Annotated in this window: 19 protein-coding genes; 18 read left to right on the top strand and 1 reads right to left on the bottom strand. The window is 68.6% G+C overall.

The genetic code is table 11. The features are described 5' to 3' along the window. The first annotated feature begins 40 nt into the window (after positions 1–40). Genes B0F77_RS14390 through B0F77_RS14375 form a run of 4 tightly spaced genes read left to right on the top strand, consistent with a single transcriptional unit; the run spans position 41 to position 3,862 of the window. Entirely contained in the window at positions 41–601 is a 561-nt protein-coding gene (locus B0F77_RS14390; RefSeq protein ID WP_086663389.1) for an AAA family ATPase, read from the top strand. Next, complete coding sequence (locus B0F77_RS14385) at positions 598–1,212, top strand: HAD family hydrolase (RefSeq protein ID WP_086663388.1); 615 nt, start codon at positions 598–600, stop codon at positions 1,210–1,212. Before B0F77_RS14390 ends, B0F77_RS14385 begins: the two co-directional genes overlap by 4 nt. Before the next feature lie 26 nt (positions 1,213–1,238). Continuing rightward, the gene (gene ffh, locus B0F77_RS14380; RefSeq protein WP_086663387.1) at positions 1,239–2,804 is read left to right on the top strand and encodes a signal recognition particle protein; all 1,566 of its coding nucleotides are present in this window, start codon (positions 1,239–1,241) and stop codon (positions 2,802–2,804) included. 2 nt (positions 2,805–2,806) lie between these two features. Next, positions 2,807–3,862, top strand: coding sequence for an amidohydrolase family protein (locus B0F77_RS14375; RefSeq protein ID WP_086663416.1), 1,056 nt, complete (start codon positions 2,807–2,809; stop codon positions 3,860–3,862). Between the two features lie 17 nt (positions 3,863–3,879). Here the strand turns inward: B0F77_RS14375 and B0F77_RS14370 are convergent, their stop codons facing one another. After that, positions 3,880–4,359, bottom strand: coding sequence for a carboxymuconolactone decarboxylase family protein (locus tag B0F77_RS14370; protein ID WP_086663386.1), 480 nt, complete (start codon positions 4,357–4,359; stop codon positions 3,880–3,882). 148 nt (positions 4,360–4,507) lie between these two features. On the opposite strand from B0F77_RS14370, the gene B0F77_RS14365 reads away from it, so the two are divergent. From B0F77_RS14365 to B0F77_RS14300, 14 genes are all read left to right on the top strand, one after another. After that, positions 4,508–5,383 (top strand): RNA polymerase sigma-70 factor, encoded by an 876-nt coding sequence (locus B0F77_RS14365; protein ID WP_086663385.1) that lies wholly within the window; start codon positions 4,508–4,510, stop codon positions 5,381–5,383. Positions 5,384–5,686: 303 nt separating this feature from the next. Continuing rightward, positions 5,687–6,463 (top strand): CPBP family intramembrane glutamic endopeptidase, encoded by a 777-nt coding sequence (locus tag B0F77_RS14360; protein WP_086663384.1) that lies wholly within the window; start codon positions 5,687–5,689, stop codon positions 6,461–6,463. Continuing rightward, positions 6,463–7,194, top strand: a complete 732-nt coding sequence (locus B0F77_RS14355; RefSeq protein WP_086663383.1) for a LamB/YcsF family protein — start codon at positions 6,463–6,465, stop codon at positions 7,192–7,194. The genes B0F77_RS14360 and B0F77_RS14355 overlap by 1 nt, the downstream gene beginning before the upstream one ends. A 123-nt stretch (positions 7,195–7,317) precedes the next feature. Further along, complete coding sequence (gene rpsP / locus B0F77_RS14350) at positions 7,318–7,761, top strand: 30S ribosomal protein S16 (protein ID WP_086663382.1); 444 nt, start codon at positions 7,318–7,320, stop codon at positions 7,759–7,761. After that, entirely contained in the window at positions 7,758–7,997 is a 240-nt protein-coding gene (locus B0F77_RS14345; RefSeq protein ID WP_030468017.1) for an RNA-binding protein, read from the top strand. Before rpsP ends, B0F77_RS14345 begins: the two co-directional genes overlap by 4 nt. Before the next feature lie 20 nt (positions 7,998–8,017). Continuing rightward, positions 8,018–8,533: a ribosome maturation factor RimM gene (gene rimM, locus B0F77_RS14340; protein WP_086663381.1), complete on the top strand. Its 516-nt coding sequence runs from the start codon at positions 8,018–8,020 to the stop codon at positions 8,531–8,533. Next, positions 8,523–9,269: a tRNA (guanosine(37)-N1)-methyltransferase TrmD gene (gene trmD / locus B0F77_RS14335; protein WP_086663380.1), complete on the top strand. Its 747-nt coding sequence runs from the start codon at positions 8,523–8,525 to the stop codon at positions 9,267–9,269. The genes rimM and trmD overlap by 11 nt, the downstream gene beginning before the upstream one ends. A 153-nt stretch (positions 9,270–9,422) precedes the next feature. Then, entirely contained in the window at positions 9,423–9,782 is a 360-nt protein-coding gene (gene rplS / locus B0F77_RS14330; protein WP_086663379.1) for a 50S ribosomal protein L19, read from the top strand. 3 nt (positions 9,783–9,785) lie between these two features. Next, a complete protein-coding gene (lepB, locus tag B0F77_RS14325) occupies positions 9,786–10,526 on the top strand; it encodes a signal peptidase I (RefSeq protein WP_086663378.1) in 741 nt (246 codons plus the stop codon). A 4-nt stretch (positions 10,527–10,530) separates the two neighbouring features. Next, positions 10,531–11,397: a signal peptidase I gene (gene lepB / locus B0F77_RS14320; protein ID WP_086663377.1), complete on the top strand. Its 867-nt coding sequence runs from the start codon at positions 10,531–10,533 to the stop codon at positions 11,395–11,397. Further along, on the top strand, positions 11,394–12,185 hold the full coding sequence (locus B0F77_RS14315) for a ribonuclease HII (protein WP_211293787.1): 792 nt from the start codon (positions 11,394–11,396) through the stop codon (positions 12,183–12,185). Before lepB (B0F77_RS14320) ends, B0F77_RS14315 begins: the two co-directional genes overlap by 4 nt. Beyond that, entirely contained in the window at positions 12,185–12,508 is a 324-nt protein-coding gene (locus tag B0F77_RS14310; RefSeq protein ID WP_030468024.1) for a DUF2469 domain-containing protein, read from the top strand. Before B0F77_RS14315 ends, B0F77_RS14310 begins: the two co-directional genes overlap by 1 nt. A 154-nt stretch (positions 12,509–12,662) precedes the next feature. Further along, on the top strand, positions 12,663–13,046 hold the full coding sequence (locus tag B0F77_RS14305; protein ID WP_245848145.1) for a YraN family protein: 384 nt from the start codon (positions 12,663–12,665) through the stop codon (positions 13,044–13,046). 1 nt (position 13,047) lies between these two features. Beyond that, positions 13,048–14,571, top strand: coding sequence for a YifB family Mg chelatase-like AAA ATPase (locus B0F77_RS14300; protein ID WP_086663375.1), 1,524 nt, complete (start codon positions 13,048–13,050; stop codon positions 14,569–14,571). Positions 14,572–14,581 lie beyond the last annotated feature (10 nt).

Here is a 14,581-nt window from a genome sequence, read left to right as displayed (position 1 = left end):
CAAACTGAACGAGAAGGATGGGCAAGACGTCTTTTAGGGCATGACCGCCGTGTTGAACACGCAGACCGCAGTCGTCCGGGTGCAGCCGCGCTCGCTCGTAGTCCTCGCCGGCATCCCCGGCGCGGGCAAGACGACGCTGCTCACCCGCCTCGACGCGGACGAGCCGGTCACCGTGCTCGACTCCGACCAGGTGCGCATGTGGCTGGAACCGCGGATGCCGCTGCCGTACAAGTACTGGCGCGTCTTCGTGCATCTCACCCACCGGTTGCGCGTCTTCTGGGCGGCGATCTTCTGCGCGGGCCTGCTGGTCGTCCACGAGCCGTCCACCCGCCCCGGCACCCGTTTCATGCTGGTGCTGGCCGGCCTGCTGTCGGCGCGTCACCGCCACTTCCTGTGGCTGGACGCGTCGGCGGCCCAGGCCCTGGACGGCCAGATCGCCCGCCGCCGCGTCGTGCGAACCCATGCTTTCGAGCGACACGTCCGCCGCGGTTCGTCGATGCGAGCCCAGTTCGAAGCGGGCTGGGTGCCCTTCGGTTTCGCGAGCGTGACGCTCCTCACCCGTGCGGGCACCTCGGGTGGTCTGCGCATCATGGTGTCGTGATCAAGGCTGTCCTCTTCGACTTCGCAGGCACCCTGTTCGGGCGTCCCACCTACCGCTGGCTCTCCCCGTCCCACCTCTCCGTGCTGCGTGCGCCCGCGCCTTACATCGCACGAATGAACGCGGCTGAACGAGCCGTGTGGGACGCACGGGACCTGACCGCGCTGGCGAACCGGTCGGCCTACTGGACCCTGTTCCGGCTGGCCGGGCTGTCGATGCCCGACGACCTGTTCCAGCGCCTGCACAACCCGGCGTTCTGGCTGCCCTACTCCGATACGGCCGAGGCCTTGCGGGTCGCGCGGCCGTTGAAGGTCGGGGTGCTGAGCAACATCTCGTGGGACATCCGCAGCGTCTTCGCGCGCGAGTCGCTGTCCGTGGACGCCTACGCGCTGTCGTTCGAGATCGGCGTCTCGAAGCCTTCTACCCGTGCGTTCGAGGCCGCCTGCGTGCGGCTCGACGTCGACCCGTCCGAATGCCTGTACATCGGCGACGACCCGGTGTCGGACGGTGCGGCGGTGGCGGCGGGGCTGCGGTTCGCACAGATCTCCACTGCTCCGGTCGGGCGCCGTGAGCCGGTGCTGCTGGAGGCCCTGGCGAGCCACGGGATCGGGTGAACGCGAGGTTAGCTAGTCTGGGAGGCGTGTTCTCCACGCTTTCCGACCGGCTGACCACGGTTCTCCAGGGCCTTCGCGGCAAGGGCCGGCTCAGCGACGCCGACATCGACGCGACCGCCCGCGAGATCAGGGTCGCCCTGCTCGAGGCCGACGTCGCGCTGCCCGTTGTGCGCGGCTTCATCGCCAAGGTGAAGGAGCGCGCCAAGGGCTCCGAGGTGCACCAGGCGCTGAACCCGGCGCAGCAGGTCGTGAAGATCGTCAACGAGGAACTGATCAACGTCCTCGGCGGCGAGACCCGCAGGCTCAACCTCGCGAAGAACCCGCCGTCGGTGATCATGCTGGCGGGTCTGCAGGGTGCGGGTAAGACGACGCTCGCCGGCAAGCTGGCCAAGTGGCTGAAGGGCCAGGGCCACACGCCGCTGCTCGTCGCCGCCGATCTGCAGCGCCCCAACGCGGTGACGCAGCTCCAGGTCGTCGGTGAGCGCGCGGGCGTGCCCGTCTTCGCTCCCGAGCCCGGCAACGGCGTCGGCAACCCGGTCGAGGTCTCGCGCCGCGGCGTCGAGGAAGCCAAGGCCAAGCAGCACGACATCGTTCTCGTCGACACGGCCGGCCGGCTGGGCGTCGACGAGGAGATGATGAAGCAGGCCATCGACATCCGGGCCGCGGTCGACCCGGACGAGGTCCTGTTCGTGGTCGACGCGATGGTCGGTCAGGACGCGATCAACACCGCCACGGCCTTCCGTGACGGCGTCGGCTTCACCGGTGTGGTGCTGACCAAGCTCGACGGCGACGCCCGCGGTGGTGCCGCGCTGTCGGTCCGCGAGGTCACCGGCCAGCCGATCCTCTTCGCGTCCAACGGCGAGAAGCTCGAGGACTTCGACGTCTTCCACCCGGACCGGATGGCGAGCCGCATCCTGGGCATGGGCGACGTCCTCACCCTGATCGAGCAGGCCGAGCAGCACTTCGACCAGGAGCAGGCCGAGAAGGCCGCCCAGAAGCTGCACTCCGGCCAGTTGACGCTCGAGGACTTCCTGGAGCAGATGCTCGCGATCCGCAAGATGGGTCCGATCGCGAACCTGCTCGGCATGCTCCCCGGCGCGGGTCAGATGAAGGACCAGCTGGGCATGCTGGACGAGAAGCACCTCGACCGCATCCAGGCGATCATTCGCGGCATGACCCCGGCGGAGCGGGACGACCCGAAGATCATCAACGGCTCCCGCCGGCTGCGCATCGCGAACGGTTCGGGCGTCAAGGTCAGCGACGTCAACGACCTGGTCAACCGCTTCTTCGAGGCCCGCAAGATGATGGCGTCGATGGCCGGCCGGATGGGCTTCGGCGGCGGTGGCGGCAGCAAGACCCGCAAGGGCAAGAAGGGGAAGAAGGGCAAGGGCGGACGTGGCCCGACGCCCCCGAAGATCAAGGGCGGCTTCCCGGGGATGTTCCCCGGCGGCATGCCCGGCATGCCCCCCGGCGGGATCCCCGGCATGCCTCCCGGCGGTGGCCTGCCGAACCTCGGTGGCGGCATGAACGAGCTCCCGCCCGGCTTCGACCCCACGAAGTTCAAGTTCGACGGGGACGACAAGAAGAAGTGACGATGCACCTGCGCGGCGTCGTCCTGCCGGACGGCGAACCGCGAGACCTGTGGGTCGTCAACGGTCGTGTGCGCACCCAGCCGGTGCCGAACGCACAGACCGTGGTCGACGGCGGGTTCCTCGTTCCGGGCCTGGTCGACGCGCACTGCCACGTCGGCCTGGGTTCGCACGGCGGCGTCGAGCTGTCCGAGGCCGTCGAGCAGGCACTGACCGACCGCGCCGCGGGCACGTTGCTGATCCGCGACTGCGGTTCGCCGATCGACACCACGCCGTTGCAGGAGCGCCTGGACCTGCCGCGGATCATCCGGGCGGGCCGCCACATCGCCCGCCCGAAGCGCTACCTCCCGCACATCGGCGTGGAGATCGAGTCGGACCTGGCCTCGGCGGTCGCCGAGCAGGCCGCGTACGGCGACGGCTGGGTGAAGCTCGTCGGCGACTGGATCGACCGCGGCGTGGGCGACCTGGCTCCACTGTGGACGGACGACGAACTGGCCCAGGCGATCAAGGTCGCCCACGACGCCGGTGCCAAGGTCACCGCCCACGTGTTCGGCGAGGACGCCCTGCCGGGGCTGATCAACGCCGGCATCGACTGCATCGAGCACGGCACCGGCCTCACCGACGACACGATCTCGTTGATGGCCGCCAGAGGCACCACGCTGGTGCCGACGCTGGTCAACATCGAGACGTTCCCCGGCATCGCGGACAGGGCCGGCAAGTACCCGACGTACGCGAACCACATGCGTGACCTGCACGCCCGTGTGTCGACGACCGTGGCGTCGGCGATCGAGGCGGGCGTGCCGGTCTACGCGGGCACCGACGCGGGCGGCGGCATCCAGCACGGCCGCATCGTCGACGAGATCACCGCGCTGCACCGCGTGGGCATGAGCGCCGCGGACGCCATCGGTGCCGCGTCGTGGAACGCCCGTTCATGGCTGGGCTTCCCCTCGTTGAGCGAGGGCGCGGCCGCGGACATCGTGGTCTACGACGAGGACCCTCGCGAGAACCTCGAGGTCCTGCGGTCGCCGCGCATGATCATGCTCAGGGGCCGGATCCACTAGGGCCGGTGGTCACGGCACTAGGCCTTGAAGTCGGCCATCGCGCCGGTCTGGTACGAGCCGCCCTTCTGACGCGAGATCACGGCCATCCGGTTCGCGGCGTTGATCAGCCCGACCAGGCAGACGAGCGCGGCAGTCTGCTCGTCGTCGTAGTGCTTGCACAGGTTCGCCCAGGTCTCGTCGCTCACGCCTTCGCGCGTGAGCAGCGTGCCTTCCTCGGTGAACGCCAGCGCGGCCTGCTCGGCCTCGGTGAACACCGTCGTCTCGCGCCAGCCGGCCACCAGGTGCAGCCGCAGCGGGTCCTCGCCGGCCGCGATGGCCTCCTTGACGTGCATGTCGAGGCAGAAGCCGCAGCCGTTGAGCTGGCTTGCCCGCAGGCTGACCAGTTCGGCGGTGATCGCCGGCAGCGACGTCTGGTGGACCGCCTGACCCAGTCCCGCGAACCGCTTCGCGAGCTTGGTGCCGGTCTCGGTGCCGAAGAGGTTGAAGCGCGGTTCCATGATTTCCTCCCTCGTGGGCCTTGCTTGACGACCATGAGATGCCGCTCCTCCGCCGCTTGTGACACCGGCTTTTTGTGACGCACGACACGGTCACAAACCGCGGTTCGCTGGTGTCTTGTGGGGAGGCTCGTTTCCGAGGGGGAGATCAATGTCCGACGCCACCGACACGTTCGTCAGCCACCGCAACCTGCTCTTCACGATCGCCTACGAGATGCTGGGCTCGGCCGCCGACGCCGAGGACGTGCTGCAGGAGACGTGGCTGAAGTGGTCCGGCGTCGACCTCGCCGTGGTCGAGAACCACCGCGCCTACCTGGTCCGCATCGTCACCCGCCAGGCGTTGTCGAAGCTGCGGACCTTGGGCCGCCGCAAGGAGTCCTACGTCGGCTCCTGGCTCCCCGAACCCCTGCTGACCACTCCGGACGTCGCGGAGGACGTCGAACTCGCCGACAGCGTCTCGATGGCGATGATGCTCGTCCTCGAAACCCTGACCCCGACCGAACGTGCCGTCTTCGTCCTGCGCGAGGTCTTCGACCTGGACTACGACGAGATCGCGTCCGCCGTCGACAAGAACCCCGCAGCGGTCCGCCAGATCGCGCACCGGGCCCGCTCGCACGTGGCCTCCCGCCGCCCCCGCGAGGTGGTTCCCCAGGCGGTGTCCCGCGACGCTCTCGCCGCGTTCAAACGCGCCACCGAAACCGGCGACCTGCAGGCGTTGCTGGACCTCCTGGCCCCCGACGTCGTCTTCCTCGGCGACGGCGGCGGCGTGAAGCAGGCGGTCCCTCGCCCGGTCGTCGGCGCGGACAAGGTGGCGCGCATGCTGCTCGGCGGCCTGCTCAAGGTCAGCGGCTGGACGATGGAGCCGGCCCACGCGAACGGGCACCCGGCGTTGATCGTCAGGTTCGACGGCGAACTCGACACGGTGATCGCGGTGCGCATCGACGAAGGACGGATCAGCGGGCTCTACGCGGTGCGCAACCCCGCGAAGCTCTCGCACATGAAGGAGGAGACGGCGCTGCGCCGGTGAGGTTTAGTAGCAGCGTTCGTCTGCCGATCCAACCAGCAGGAGAAGGACATCCGGCGGGGACCCGATCTGACCATCTTTTGACCAGATGCTTGGCCCGGTTTCCGTCGGTGCCGCACAGTAGCCTCGGATTCGGGGGCGGCAGCACTCCCCCAGGGGGATCGCGGTCCCCACTCCAAGCGTATCGCGAGGCACCGACAGCGCATCGGTGTCTCAGAAGCCGTCGATCGCGAGGTAGCTGATCATGAGAGTGGCACTGATCGCTGTGCGGCCGCAGGCAGCCGGGGCGTGACTAGATTGCAGAGCGTGAGTGAGCCGGAGTCCCTGAAGCCGAAGCGAGGCTTCCTCGAAAGCGTGCGGGACATCAGCCGCAACCCGGAGCCCGAGCGGGTCGGCCAGCGCTGGGGGTTCGGCGCTTTCCTCCTGGTGGAGGCCGTCTTCATCCTGAGTGCCGTGTTCATCACGGCTGTGGCCAGGCAGTTCGGCGTCAGTCTCGCCGACTCCGTGGCGTTCGTGCTGATCGGCTCGATCGTGCCGACGATCCTCGCGGCCGCCACGGCGGTCGCGATCACCTACGTCAGAGGCAACGGGCCGAAGATCGACCTGCGCTTCAGCATGACCAAGGAAGACCTGGCCACCGGCCTCAAGCTCGGCATTCTCGGCCTCGTCCTCACCTACTCCGCCGCCACGATCTGGGCGAAGGTCGTCGGCGAGGAGAACGCCACGAGCGCGGTCGGCGACCTGCTGTCCGGCTCGAACCTGCCGATCAGCGCCGCGATCACGATGTTCCTCTACGTGAGCCTCATCGGGCCGGTCTGCGAGGAGATCATCTACCGCGGCCTGCTCTGGGGCGCCGTCGAACGGCAGGGCTGGAGCCGCTGGGCCGCGTTCGCGCTCACCACGGTGATCTTCGCGATCGGGCACTTCGAACCGCTCCGCACGTCGTTGCTGCTCGTCATCGCGATCCCGATCGGCATAGCCCGCCTGCTCACCCGCCGGCTCGGGGCGAGCATCGTGGCGCACATGATGAACAACTTCCTGCCGGGGCTCAGCCTCCTCCTCGTCTCCGCCGGGGTCATGTGATGGACCTGAACAGCGACCTCGGCGAGGGGTTCGGCATCTGGAAGCTCGGCGACGACAACGCGCTGCTGGGCATCATCACCAGCGCGAACGTCGCGTGCGGCTTCCACGCCGGTGATCCGCGGACCATGCGCCAGGTCTGTGAGGAAGCGGCCAGGAACGGCGTCCGGATCGGCGCCCAGGTCTCCTACCGCGACCTCGCGGGGTTCGGCCGCAGGTTCATCGACGCCGACCCCGTCGAGCTGGCCGACGAAGTGCTGTACCAAATCGGTGCGCTCGATGCGTGCGCACGAGCAGCAGGCACCGAGGTCGCGTACGTGAAGCCGCACGGCGCTCTCTACAACGCGGCCGTGCACCACGAGAAGCAGGCGGAAGCGGTGGTCAACGGCGCCAGGGCGTTCCGGGACCTGCCGATCCTCGGTCTGCCCGGCTCGCAGCTGCTCAGGAAGGCCGAGGCGGCGGGCCTGCGACCGGTCCAGGAGGCGTTCGCCGACCGCGGCTACACCCCGCAGGGCACGCTGGTGCCGCGCAGTGAACCGAACGCCCTGCTCACGGACTCCGCGCAGATCATCGAGCGTGCGCGAAGGCTCCAGGACGGCGAGATCGTCGCGGTCGACGGCACCGTCATCAAGACCCACGCGGAGTCGTTGTGCGTGCACGGCGACACGCCTGGCGCGGTCGAGCACGCGCGAGCCGTGAAAGAGGCACTGGGAACGGTCACGCCGTTCGCTTAGCGCCCCGATTCGGATCCGCCGGCCCCCATCTGGCAGAATTGCCGGTTGTCCGTCGCGGTCGGCCCCTCTGCCCGGGCCGCGGCTGTGCGAACCACCAACACAGAGTCAAGGAGTACCAGGCCAGTGGCCGTCAAGATCAAGCTTCAGCGTCTCGGCAAGATCCGTCAGCCGTACTACCGCATCGTGGTCGCCGACGCGCGCACCCGTCGCGACGGCAAGGCCATCGAGACGATCGGCAAGTACCACCCCAAGGAAGAGCCGTCGTTCATCGCGGTCGACTCCGAGCGCGCGCAGTACTGGCTGGGTGTCGGCGCGCAGCCGACCGAGTCGGTGCAGCGTCTCCTCGAGATCACCGGTGACTGGCAGAAGTTCAAGGGCCTGCCGGGCGCCGAGGGCACCCTGAAGGTCAAGGAGCCGAAGCCGTCGAAGGCCGACCTGTTCGCCGCCGCGCTCGCCGCCGCGAACGAGGAGCCGATGACCGAGGCCACCACGCCGAAGGCGAAGAAGGCCAAGAAGGCCGACGACGCTCCCAAGGCTGACGCCGAGGCGCCCAAGGACGAGGCGTGAGTTTGTTGGCTGACGCCCTCGAACACCTCGTTCGCGGCATCGTCGACCACCCGGACGACGTCCGGGTGAACCTCGTCACGACCCGCCGCGGCCGCACCCTCGAGGTCCACGTCCACCCGGACGACCTCGGCAAGGTGATCGGTCGTGGCGGTCGCACCGCGACGGCTCTGCGCACCGTGATGGCCGGTATCGGCGGTCGTGGTGTGCGGGTCGACGTCGTTGACACCGACCGCTGAAGAACGAGTTTTCAGGGCAAATGGACGTAGTTGTCGGCCGTGTGGCCAAGGCGCACGGGATCACCGGCGAACTCGCCGTTGACGTGCGCACTGACTCTCCCGAGTTGCGATTCGCGATCGGGTCGACGATGCAGGCCAAGCTGCGTGACGGCACGTCCCGAAGCCTCACCGTGACAGCCGCCCGGCCTCATGCCGGGCGGCTGCTCGTGCGTTTCGAGGAAGTCGTCACGCGCGATGTCGCGGAGGCGTTGCGCGGCACGTTGTTGCTGGGCAGCACCGACGACCTGCCGCCGACCGACGATCCCGACGAGTTCTACGACCACGAGCTCGAAGGGCTCGCGGCCGAACTCGTCGACGGCACGAAGATCGGCACGGTCAAGGAGATCCTGCACGGTCCCGGCGGCGAGCTGCTCGTCGTCATCCGTGACAGCGGCGAGGCGCTGATCCCGTTCGTGCGCGAGATCGTGCCCACTGTGGACGTTCGCGGCGGTCGTGTCGTGATCGATCCGCCAGAGGGTCTCCTCGATGCAGATTGACGTCGTCACGATCTTCCCGGAGTACCTGGCGCCGCTGCGGGCGGCGTTGCTGGGCAAGGCGATCGACAAGGGCCTGATCAGCGTCGGCGTCCACGACCTGCGGGACTGGACGCAGGACGTGCACAAGGCCGTCGACGACAGCCCGTACGGCGGCGGTCCCGGCATGGTCATGAAGGCCGACATCTGGGGCCCTGCTCTGGATGACGTGTGCACGGACGAGACGCGTCTCATCGTGCCGACGCCGGCCGGACGCCCGTTCACGCAGGCAGTCGCGCACGAGTACGCGAACGAGTCGCACCTTGTGTTCGCGTGCGGCCGTTACGAGGGCATTGACCAGCGTGTGGTCGATGACGCCGCACGGCGCGTGCGCGTCGACGAGGTGTCGATCGGCGACTACGTGCTGGTCGGCGGCGAGGTGGCCGTGCTCGCGATCGTGGAAGCGGTCGCGCGGCTGCTGCCCGGTGTGCTCGGCAACCCGAAGTCGCACGCCGAGGACTCGTTCCAGGACGGCCTGCTCGAAGGCCCGAGCTACACGCGGCCGGAGGTGTGGCGTGAGCTCGCCGTGCCGGACGTGCTGCGGTCGGGCAACCACAAGCTGATCAACCGCTGGCGGCGTGACCAATCGCTCGTCAGGACCTTCGAAAGGCGTCCTGACCTGCTGGAATCGTTGCCCGCGGACGCGTTCGACAAGCACGACAAGGCCCTGCTCGCGCGCCTGCGCGAGGGTGGGGAGTAGTCCCGATTTTTCGTGCGGCGGAGCTGTCTGGCACACTTGGGCAGTTGCCGCAGCTGGTTGTCATACCGGCGTGCGCACACAAGCCGACCCCCATCATGTCGTGCACAGCCATGGAACATGCTCTGGGGAGTTCAAGACACGTGAGGAACACCGATGAACATCCTGGACGCGCTTGACGCCCAGTCGCTGCGTACTGACATCCCGGCCTTCCGCGCCGGTGACACGCTGAAGGTTCACGTCCGCGTCATCGAGGGCTCGCGCGAGCGCGTCCAGGTGTTCCAGGGCGTCGTGATCCGTCGCCAGGGTGGCGGCATCCGTGAGACCTTCACCGTCCGCAAGGTCTCGTTCGGTGTCGGCGTCGAGCGCACCTTCCCGGTGCACTCCCCGAACATCTCCGAGGTCGAGGTCGTGACCCGCGGTGACGTGCGTCGCGCCAAGCTGTACTACCTGCGCGACCTGCGCGGCAAGGCTGCCAAGATCAAGGAGAAGCGCGAGGCCCGTCCGGTCTCCTGATCGGTGGCTTCGAGCCCAGAAGACTTCGAGGACGCCTCCGCACCGGATGAACCGGAGCGGGGGCGTACTCCTGTCTGGAGAGATGTTCTCTACGTCGTCGTGACGGCCGTTGTGCTGACGGTGCTGATCCAGGCGTTCGTGGCGCGGGTCTACGTGATCCCCTCGGCGTCGATGGAACGCACGTTGCACGGCTGCGGCGGCTGCGAGAACGACCGAGTGCTCGTCGACAAGCTCACCTATCGCTTCAGCGACATCGAACCCGGCGAGGTCGTGGTGTTCCGTGGGCCTGAAGCGTGGACCGCGAACGACTTCCGTGCCGCACCGTCGACGAATCCCGTTGCACGCGTTGTGCAGAACATCGGTTCGTTGCTGGGCATCGCGCCCGCGAACGAACGTGACTTCGTCAAGCGAGTCATCGCGCTCCCCGGCCAGACGGTGATGTGCTGCGATGAGCAACACCGTCTTGTCGTTGACGGCAAACCGCTTGATGAGCCGTACGTCTACTGGCAGCCCGGCACTTCGTCAGCGAACCACGAGCCGTTCGCTCCAGTGCGCGTGCCGGAAGGCCGGTTGTTCGTAATGGGGGACAACCGGATGAACTCCACCGACTCGCGCAAACAGGGCGGTGGGGGCGTAGCGGGCACAGTGCCCGTCGAGAACGTCATCGGGAAGGCCAGGTACGTCGTTTTCCCGAAAGATCGGTGGAGTGTTGTGTCGGATCACAACCCACAGCCCCTAGGCTGATCTCGTGGTTGACGTCGATCCAGCGCAGAACCCGTCCAGTGACGAACCCGCTTCGGACGCTTCGGAGGAAACTTCGAAGAAGAAAAAGAAGAAGGGCAACTTCTGGAAGGAACTGCCAGTCCTCATCCTGGTCGCCTTCGGCCTCGCGATCGGCATCCAGATCTTCCTCGGCCGCGTCTACATGATCCCGTCGGAGTCGATGGAGGCGACGCTGCACGGGTGCACCGACTGCTACGGCGACCGGGTGCTCGTGGACAAGGTCACCTACCGCTTCACCGAACCGTCGCCCGGCGACGTGATCGTGTTCCGCGGGCCGCCGTCGTGGCAGAACGACTTCATCTCCGACGAGCCGGCCAACCCGATCTCGCAGGGGCTGTCGTGGCTCGGGTCGCTGATCGGGCTGCCGTCGGCGAACGAGGAGGACTTCGTCAAGCGGGTGATCGCCGTCGGCGGGCAGACCGTGAAGTGCTGCGACGAGCAGAACCGCGTGACGGTGGACGGCAAGCCGCTCGACGAGCCGTACAAGCACTTCGACGAGGGCACGCCGGCCGAGCAGGAGTCGTTCGAGGAGCTCAAGATCCCGGACGGCATGCTGTTCGTGCTCGGCGACAACCGCAACCACTCGTGCGACTCGCGGTGCCAGGGGCAGGGCGGGATCAACGGGCTGGTCCCGGTGGACAACGTGATCGGCAAGGCGCGCGTGATCGTGCTGCCACCGTCGAGGTGGGGCGGGGTGACGGACCACAACCCGCAGGCCGTCTCGATGGGCGCGCCGGGCTGGCAGCAGAACGTTCCGCTGGGCCTGGGTATCGTCGCAGCGTGGCCGCTTCTCCTGCTCGGACGTCGAGCGCGGGACCGATTCCGCCGATGACCATGCTGATGCCGCCCCGTGCCGTCGTGCGGGGCTCGGCGGGGAACTGGGCGTTGCAGGGCTCGCTGGAGCGCCGCGGGCTGGGGCCGGTCGCCGGTGTCGACGAGGCCGGACGCGGGCCGTGCGCAGGGCCGTTGGTGATCGCGGCGTGCGTGCTGCGGCCGGGTGACGCGGCGCGGCTCGAGGGTCTGAACGACTCGAAGCTGATGACGGCGCTGGCGCGGGACCGGATGTACGACCTGGTCCTCAAGCGTGCCGTGGATCACTCCGTGGTCGTCGTGTCGCCCGCCGAGATCGACTGGCTGGGCATCCACGTCATGAACCTTGAAGGCATGCGGCGCGCGGTGGCACGAATGTCGACGCATCCCGGGTACGTGCTGACGGACGGGTTCAAGGTGCCGGGGATGCCGGCGCCGAGCGTCGCGGTGATCAAGGGCGACCAGGCTGCGGCGTGCGTGGCGGCGGCATCGGTGCTGGCCAAGGTCACGCGGGACCGGATCATGGAAGATCTGCACGCGCGATATCCGCAGTACGGGTTCAACGTGCACAAGGGGTACTGCACGCCCGAGCACACAGCCGCGTTGATGGAACACGGGCCGTGTGCGGAGCATCGCTGGTCGTATGTAAATGTGGCAGCAGCGGCCTCGAAGCACGGTCTCGCCGCGCCGCACAGGGTGGCGCGCGGCACGACCGCGACGGCCGTGGTCCAGAATGATGCAGCCCCGGTTGACGCCGGGGAGCTCGCGACGAGGGAGGGCGCGGAGCAGATGACCCGCGCGGAGGCGTAATGAGTGCAGAGGATCTCGAGAAGTACGAGACCGAGATGGAGTTGTCGCTGTACAAGGAGTACCGCGACATCGTCAGCCAGTTCTCGTTCGTCGTGGAGACCGAACGGCGTTTTTACCTGGCCAACTCGGTGGACGTGCAGGTGCGCAACGCCGACGGCGAGGTGTACTTCGAGGTGCGCATGTCGGACGCGTGGGTGTGGGACATGTACCGGCCCGCTCGGTTCGTCAAGAACGTTCGTGTCATCACGTTCAAGGACGTGAACGTGGAGGAGCTGGACAAGCCGGACCTCCGCCTGCCGGAAAGTGGGCCGTTCCCCACGTAGCACACCCCACCGACAATTCCGCCGTTTCAAGATCGACAACGGCCGACTTGTCCACAGCCGCTGAGTTGTCCACAGATTCCCCTCAGCCCGGCCACCCACGCCGCCCCGCCCTGCAAGGTCGTACCCAACGACCCGCAGGGAGGCGAGGGCAGTGGTGGCAGCGGTTGCAGCACAGGAACTGGTCGAGACCAAGCAGCAGGAGCTGGGCCGGCAGGGCGAGGACCTGGCGTGCAGGTACCTGGAGGGGCAGGGCCTGGTCGTCCTGTCCCGCAACTGGACGTGCCGCGACGGCGAGCTCGATGTCGTGGCCGTCGAGGACGGCCGCCTGGTCGTCTGCGAGGTCAAGACCAGATCCGGCCCGGTGTGGGGCCGCCCGGACGAGGCGGTGGATCAACGCAAGCTGTCCCGCCTCCGCCGGACGGCCCTGCGCTGGCTGGGCGCGCACGGTGTCGGCTGGTGCCAGGTCCGCGTCGACCTGATCTCGGTCACCTGGCCCGCGGACGGCAAGGCGCACCTGCAACACCTGCGGGGTGCCTGAGATGGGCCTCGCGCAGGCGTGGTCGGTCGCCCTCCACGGCGTCGACGGCCTGGCCGTCGAGATCGAGGCCGACGTGGGCGTGGGCCAGCCGCGCACCCACCTCCTGGGTCTGCCCGACGCTTCCTTGCACGAGTCGAAGGAGCGCGTGAAGGCCGCTGTCCGCAACAGCGAGGAGGAGTGGCCGAAGCAGCGCATCGTCCTGGGCCTGTCCCCGGCGAACCTGCCCAAGGGCGGCAGCGGCTACGACCTGGCCATTGCCTGCGCCACCCTGGCCGCTGCCGGCTCGGTGCCGCCCGAGCGCCTGTCCACCACCGTCCTGCTGGGCGAACTGGCCCTGGACGGCCGCGTCCGCCCCGTGCGCGGCATCCTCCCGGCCCTGCTGGCCGCCCGCAGGGCAGGCCTCCGGAAGGCCATCGTCCCGGTGGACGCCCTGCCGGAGGCGTCCCTGGTGGACGGAGTGGAAGTCCACGGCGCGCTGACCCTCGCCGAGGTCCTCGGCTGGCTTCGCGCCGAGGGCGTGACGTTGCAAGCCGCCCCACCACAGGTCGACCCGCCCAGTCCCGAAGCCCCGGACCTGGGCGACGTGGTGGGCCAGCCGGAAGCCCGCTGGGCCCTGGAGGTAGCCGCGGCCGGCGCCCACCACCTGCTCCTGACCGGCCCACCAGGTACCGGCAAGACGATGCTCGCCGAACGCCTGCCCGGCCTCCTCCCGCCGCTGACCCGCCAAGAGGCCCTGGAGGTCACGGCAGTGCACTCGGTGGCCGGAGTCCTCTCCTCGGACTACCCGCTGGTGGCCAGCCCGCCGTTCGTGAACGTCCACCACACGACCTCGATCGCGGCCTTGATCGGCGGCGGCAGCGGCATGGCCAAGCCAGGCGCCGCCTCCCGGGCCCACAAGGGCGTCCTGTTCCTGGACGAAGCCTGCGAGTTCGGCCAGAAGACGATCGACACCCTCCGCACGGCCCTGGAAGACGGCGAAGTCCGCATCCCCCGCCGCGACGGCATAGCCCGCTACCCGGCCCGCTTCCAGTTGATCCTCGCCACGAACCCCTGCCCGTGCGCCCCACCCAAAGAGATCGACTGCGTCTGCACCACCACAGTCCGCCGCCGTTACCAGGCCCGCCTCTCCGGCCCGCTGCTCGACCGCGTGGACCTCCGAGTCCGCATGCGAGCCACCACAGCCATGGCCAACGCCGACGCCTCCCCACCAGAACCCACCGAGGTGGTCCGCACGAGAGTCCTCAAGGCGAGATCGAGAGCCGCGACCCGCTGGTCCGCCCACGGCCACACCTGGCCCACCAACGCCGTGGTCCCCGGCCCAGCCCTGCGCAGAGAGTTCGCCCTCCCGCGCCAAACCACCGCCCTCCTGGACCGGGCCCTGGCCACCGGCGCTCTAACCGGCCGAGGCGCCGACCGCTGCCTGCGAGTCGCCTGGACCCTCTCCGACCTGGCCGAGTCAGACCGCCCCACCGCCGACCACGTGGCAGCCGCCCTCCAATTCCGAGAACGCCGAACCCTCGTCTAACCCCACAACC

Source organism: Lentzea kentuckyensis, from assembly GCF_002150765.1.
In the GTDB taxonomy this organism is placed as follows: Bacteria; Actinomycetota; Actinomycetes; order Mycobacteriales; family Pseudonocardiaceae; genus Lentzea; species Lentzea kentuckyensis.
The sequence above is the reverse complement of the archived record's forward strand: the minus strand, read 5'-3'. Positions and strand labels throughout refer to the sequence as shown.

Excerpts from the sequence above, each read along its gene's own strand:
- B0F77_RS14355 (WP_086663383.1), top strand. The coding sequence starts at position 6,463 with ATGGACCTGAACAGCGACCTCGGCGAGGGGTTCGGCATCTGGAAGCTC.
- rimM (WP_086663381.1), top strand. The coding sequence starts at position 8,018 with ATGGACGTAGTTGTCGGCCGTGTGGCCAAGGCGCACGGGATCACCGGC.
- rplS (WP_086663379.1), top strand. The coding sequence starts at position 9,423 with ATGAACATCCTGGACGCGCTTGACGCCCAGTCGCTGCGTACTGACATC.
- B0F77_RS14390 (WP_086663389.1), top strand. The coding sequence starts at position 41 with ATGACCGCCGTGTTGAACACGCAGACCGCAGTCGTCCGGGTGCAGCCG.
- B0F77_RS14370 (WP_086663386.1), bottom strand. The coding sequence starts at position 4,359 with ATGGAACCGCGCTTCAACCTCTTCGGCACCGAGACCGGCACCAAGCTC.
- B0F77_RS14375 (WP_086663416.1), top strand. The coding sequence starts at position 2,807 with ATGCACCTGCGCGGCGTCGTCCTGCCGGACGGCGAACCGCGAGACCTG.
- B0F77_RS14365 (WP_086663385.1), top strand. The coding sequence starts at position 4,508 with ATGTCCGACGCCACCGACACGTTCGTCAGCCACCGCAACCTGCTCTTC.
- B0F77_RS14310 (WP_030468024.1), top strand. The coding sequence starts at position 12,185 with ATGAGTGCAGAGGATCTCGAGAAGTACGAGACCGAGATGGAGTTGTCG.
- trmD (WP_086663380.1), top strand. The coding sequence starts at position 8,523 with ATGCAGATTGACGTCGTCACGATCTTCCCGGAGTACCTGGCGCCGCTG.
- B0F77_RS14315 (WP_211293787.1), top strand. The coding sequence starts at position 11,394 with ATGACCATGCTGATGCCGCCCCGTGCCGTCGTGCGGGGCTCGGCGGGG.
- B0F77_RS14300 (WP_086663375.1), top strand. The coding sequence starts at position 13,048 with ATGGGCCTCGCGCAGGCGTGGTCGGTCGCCCTCCACGGCGTCGACGGC.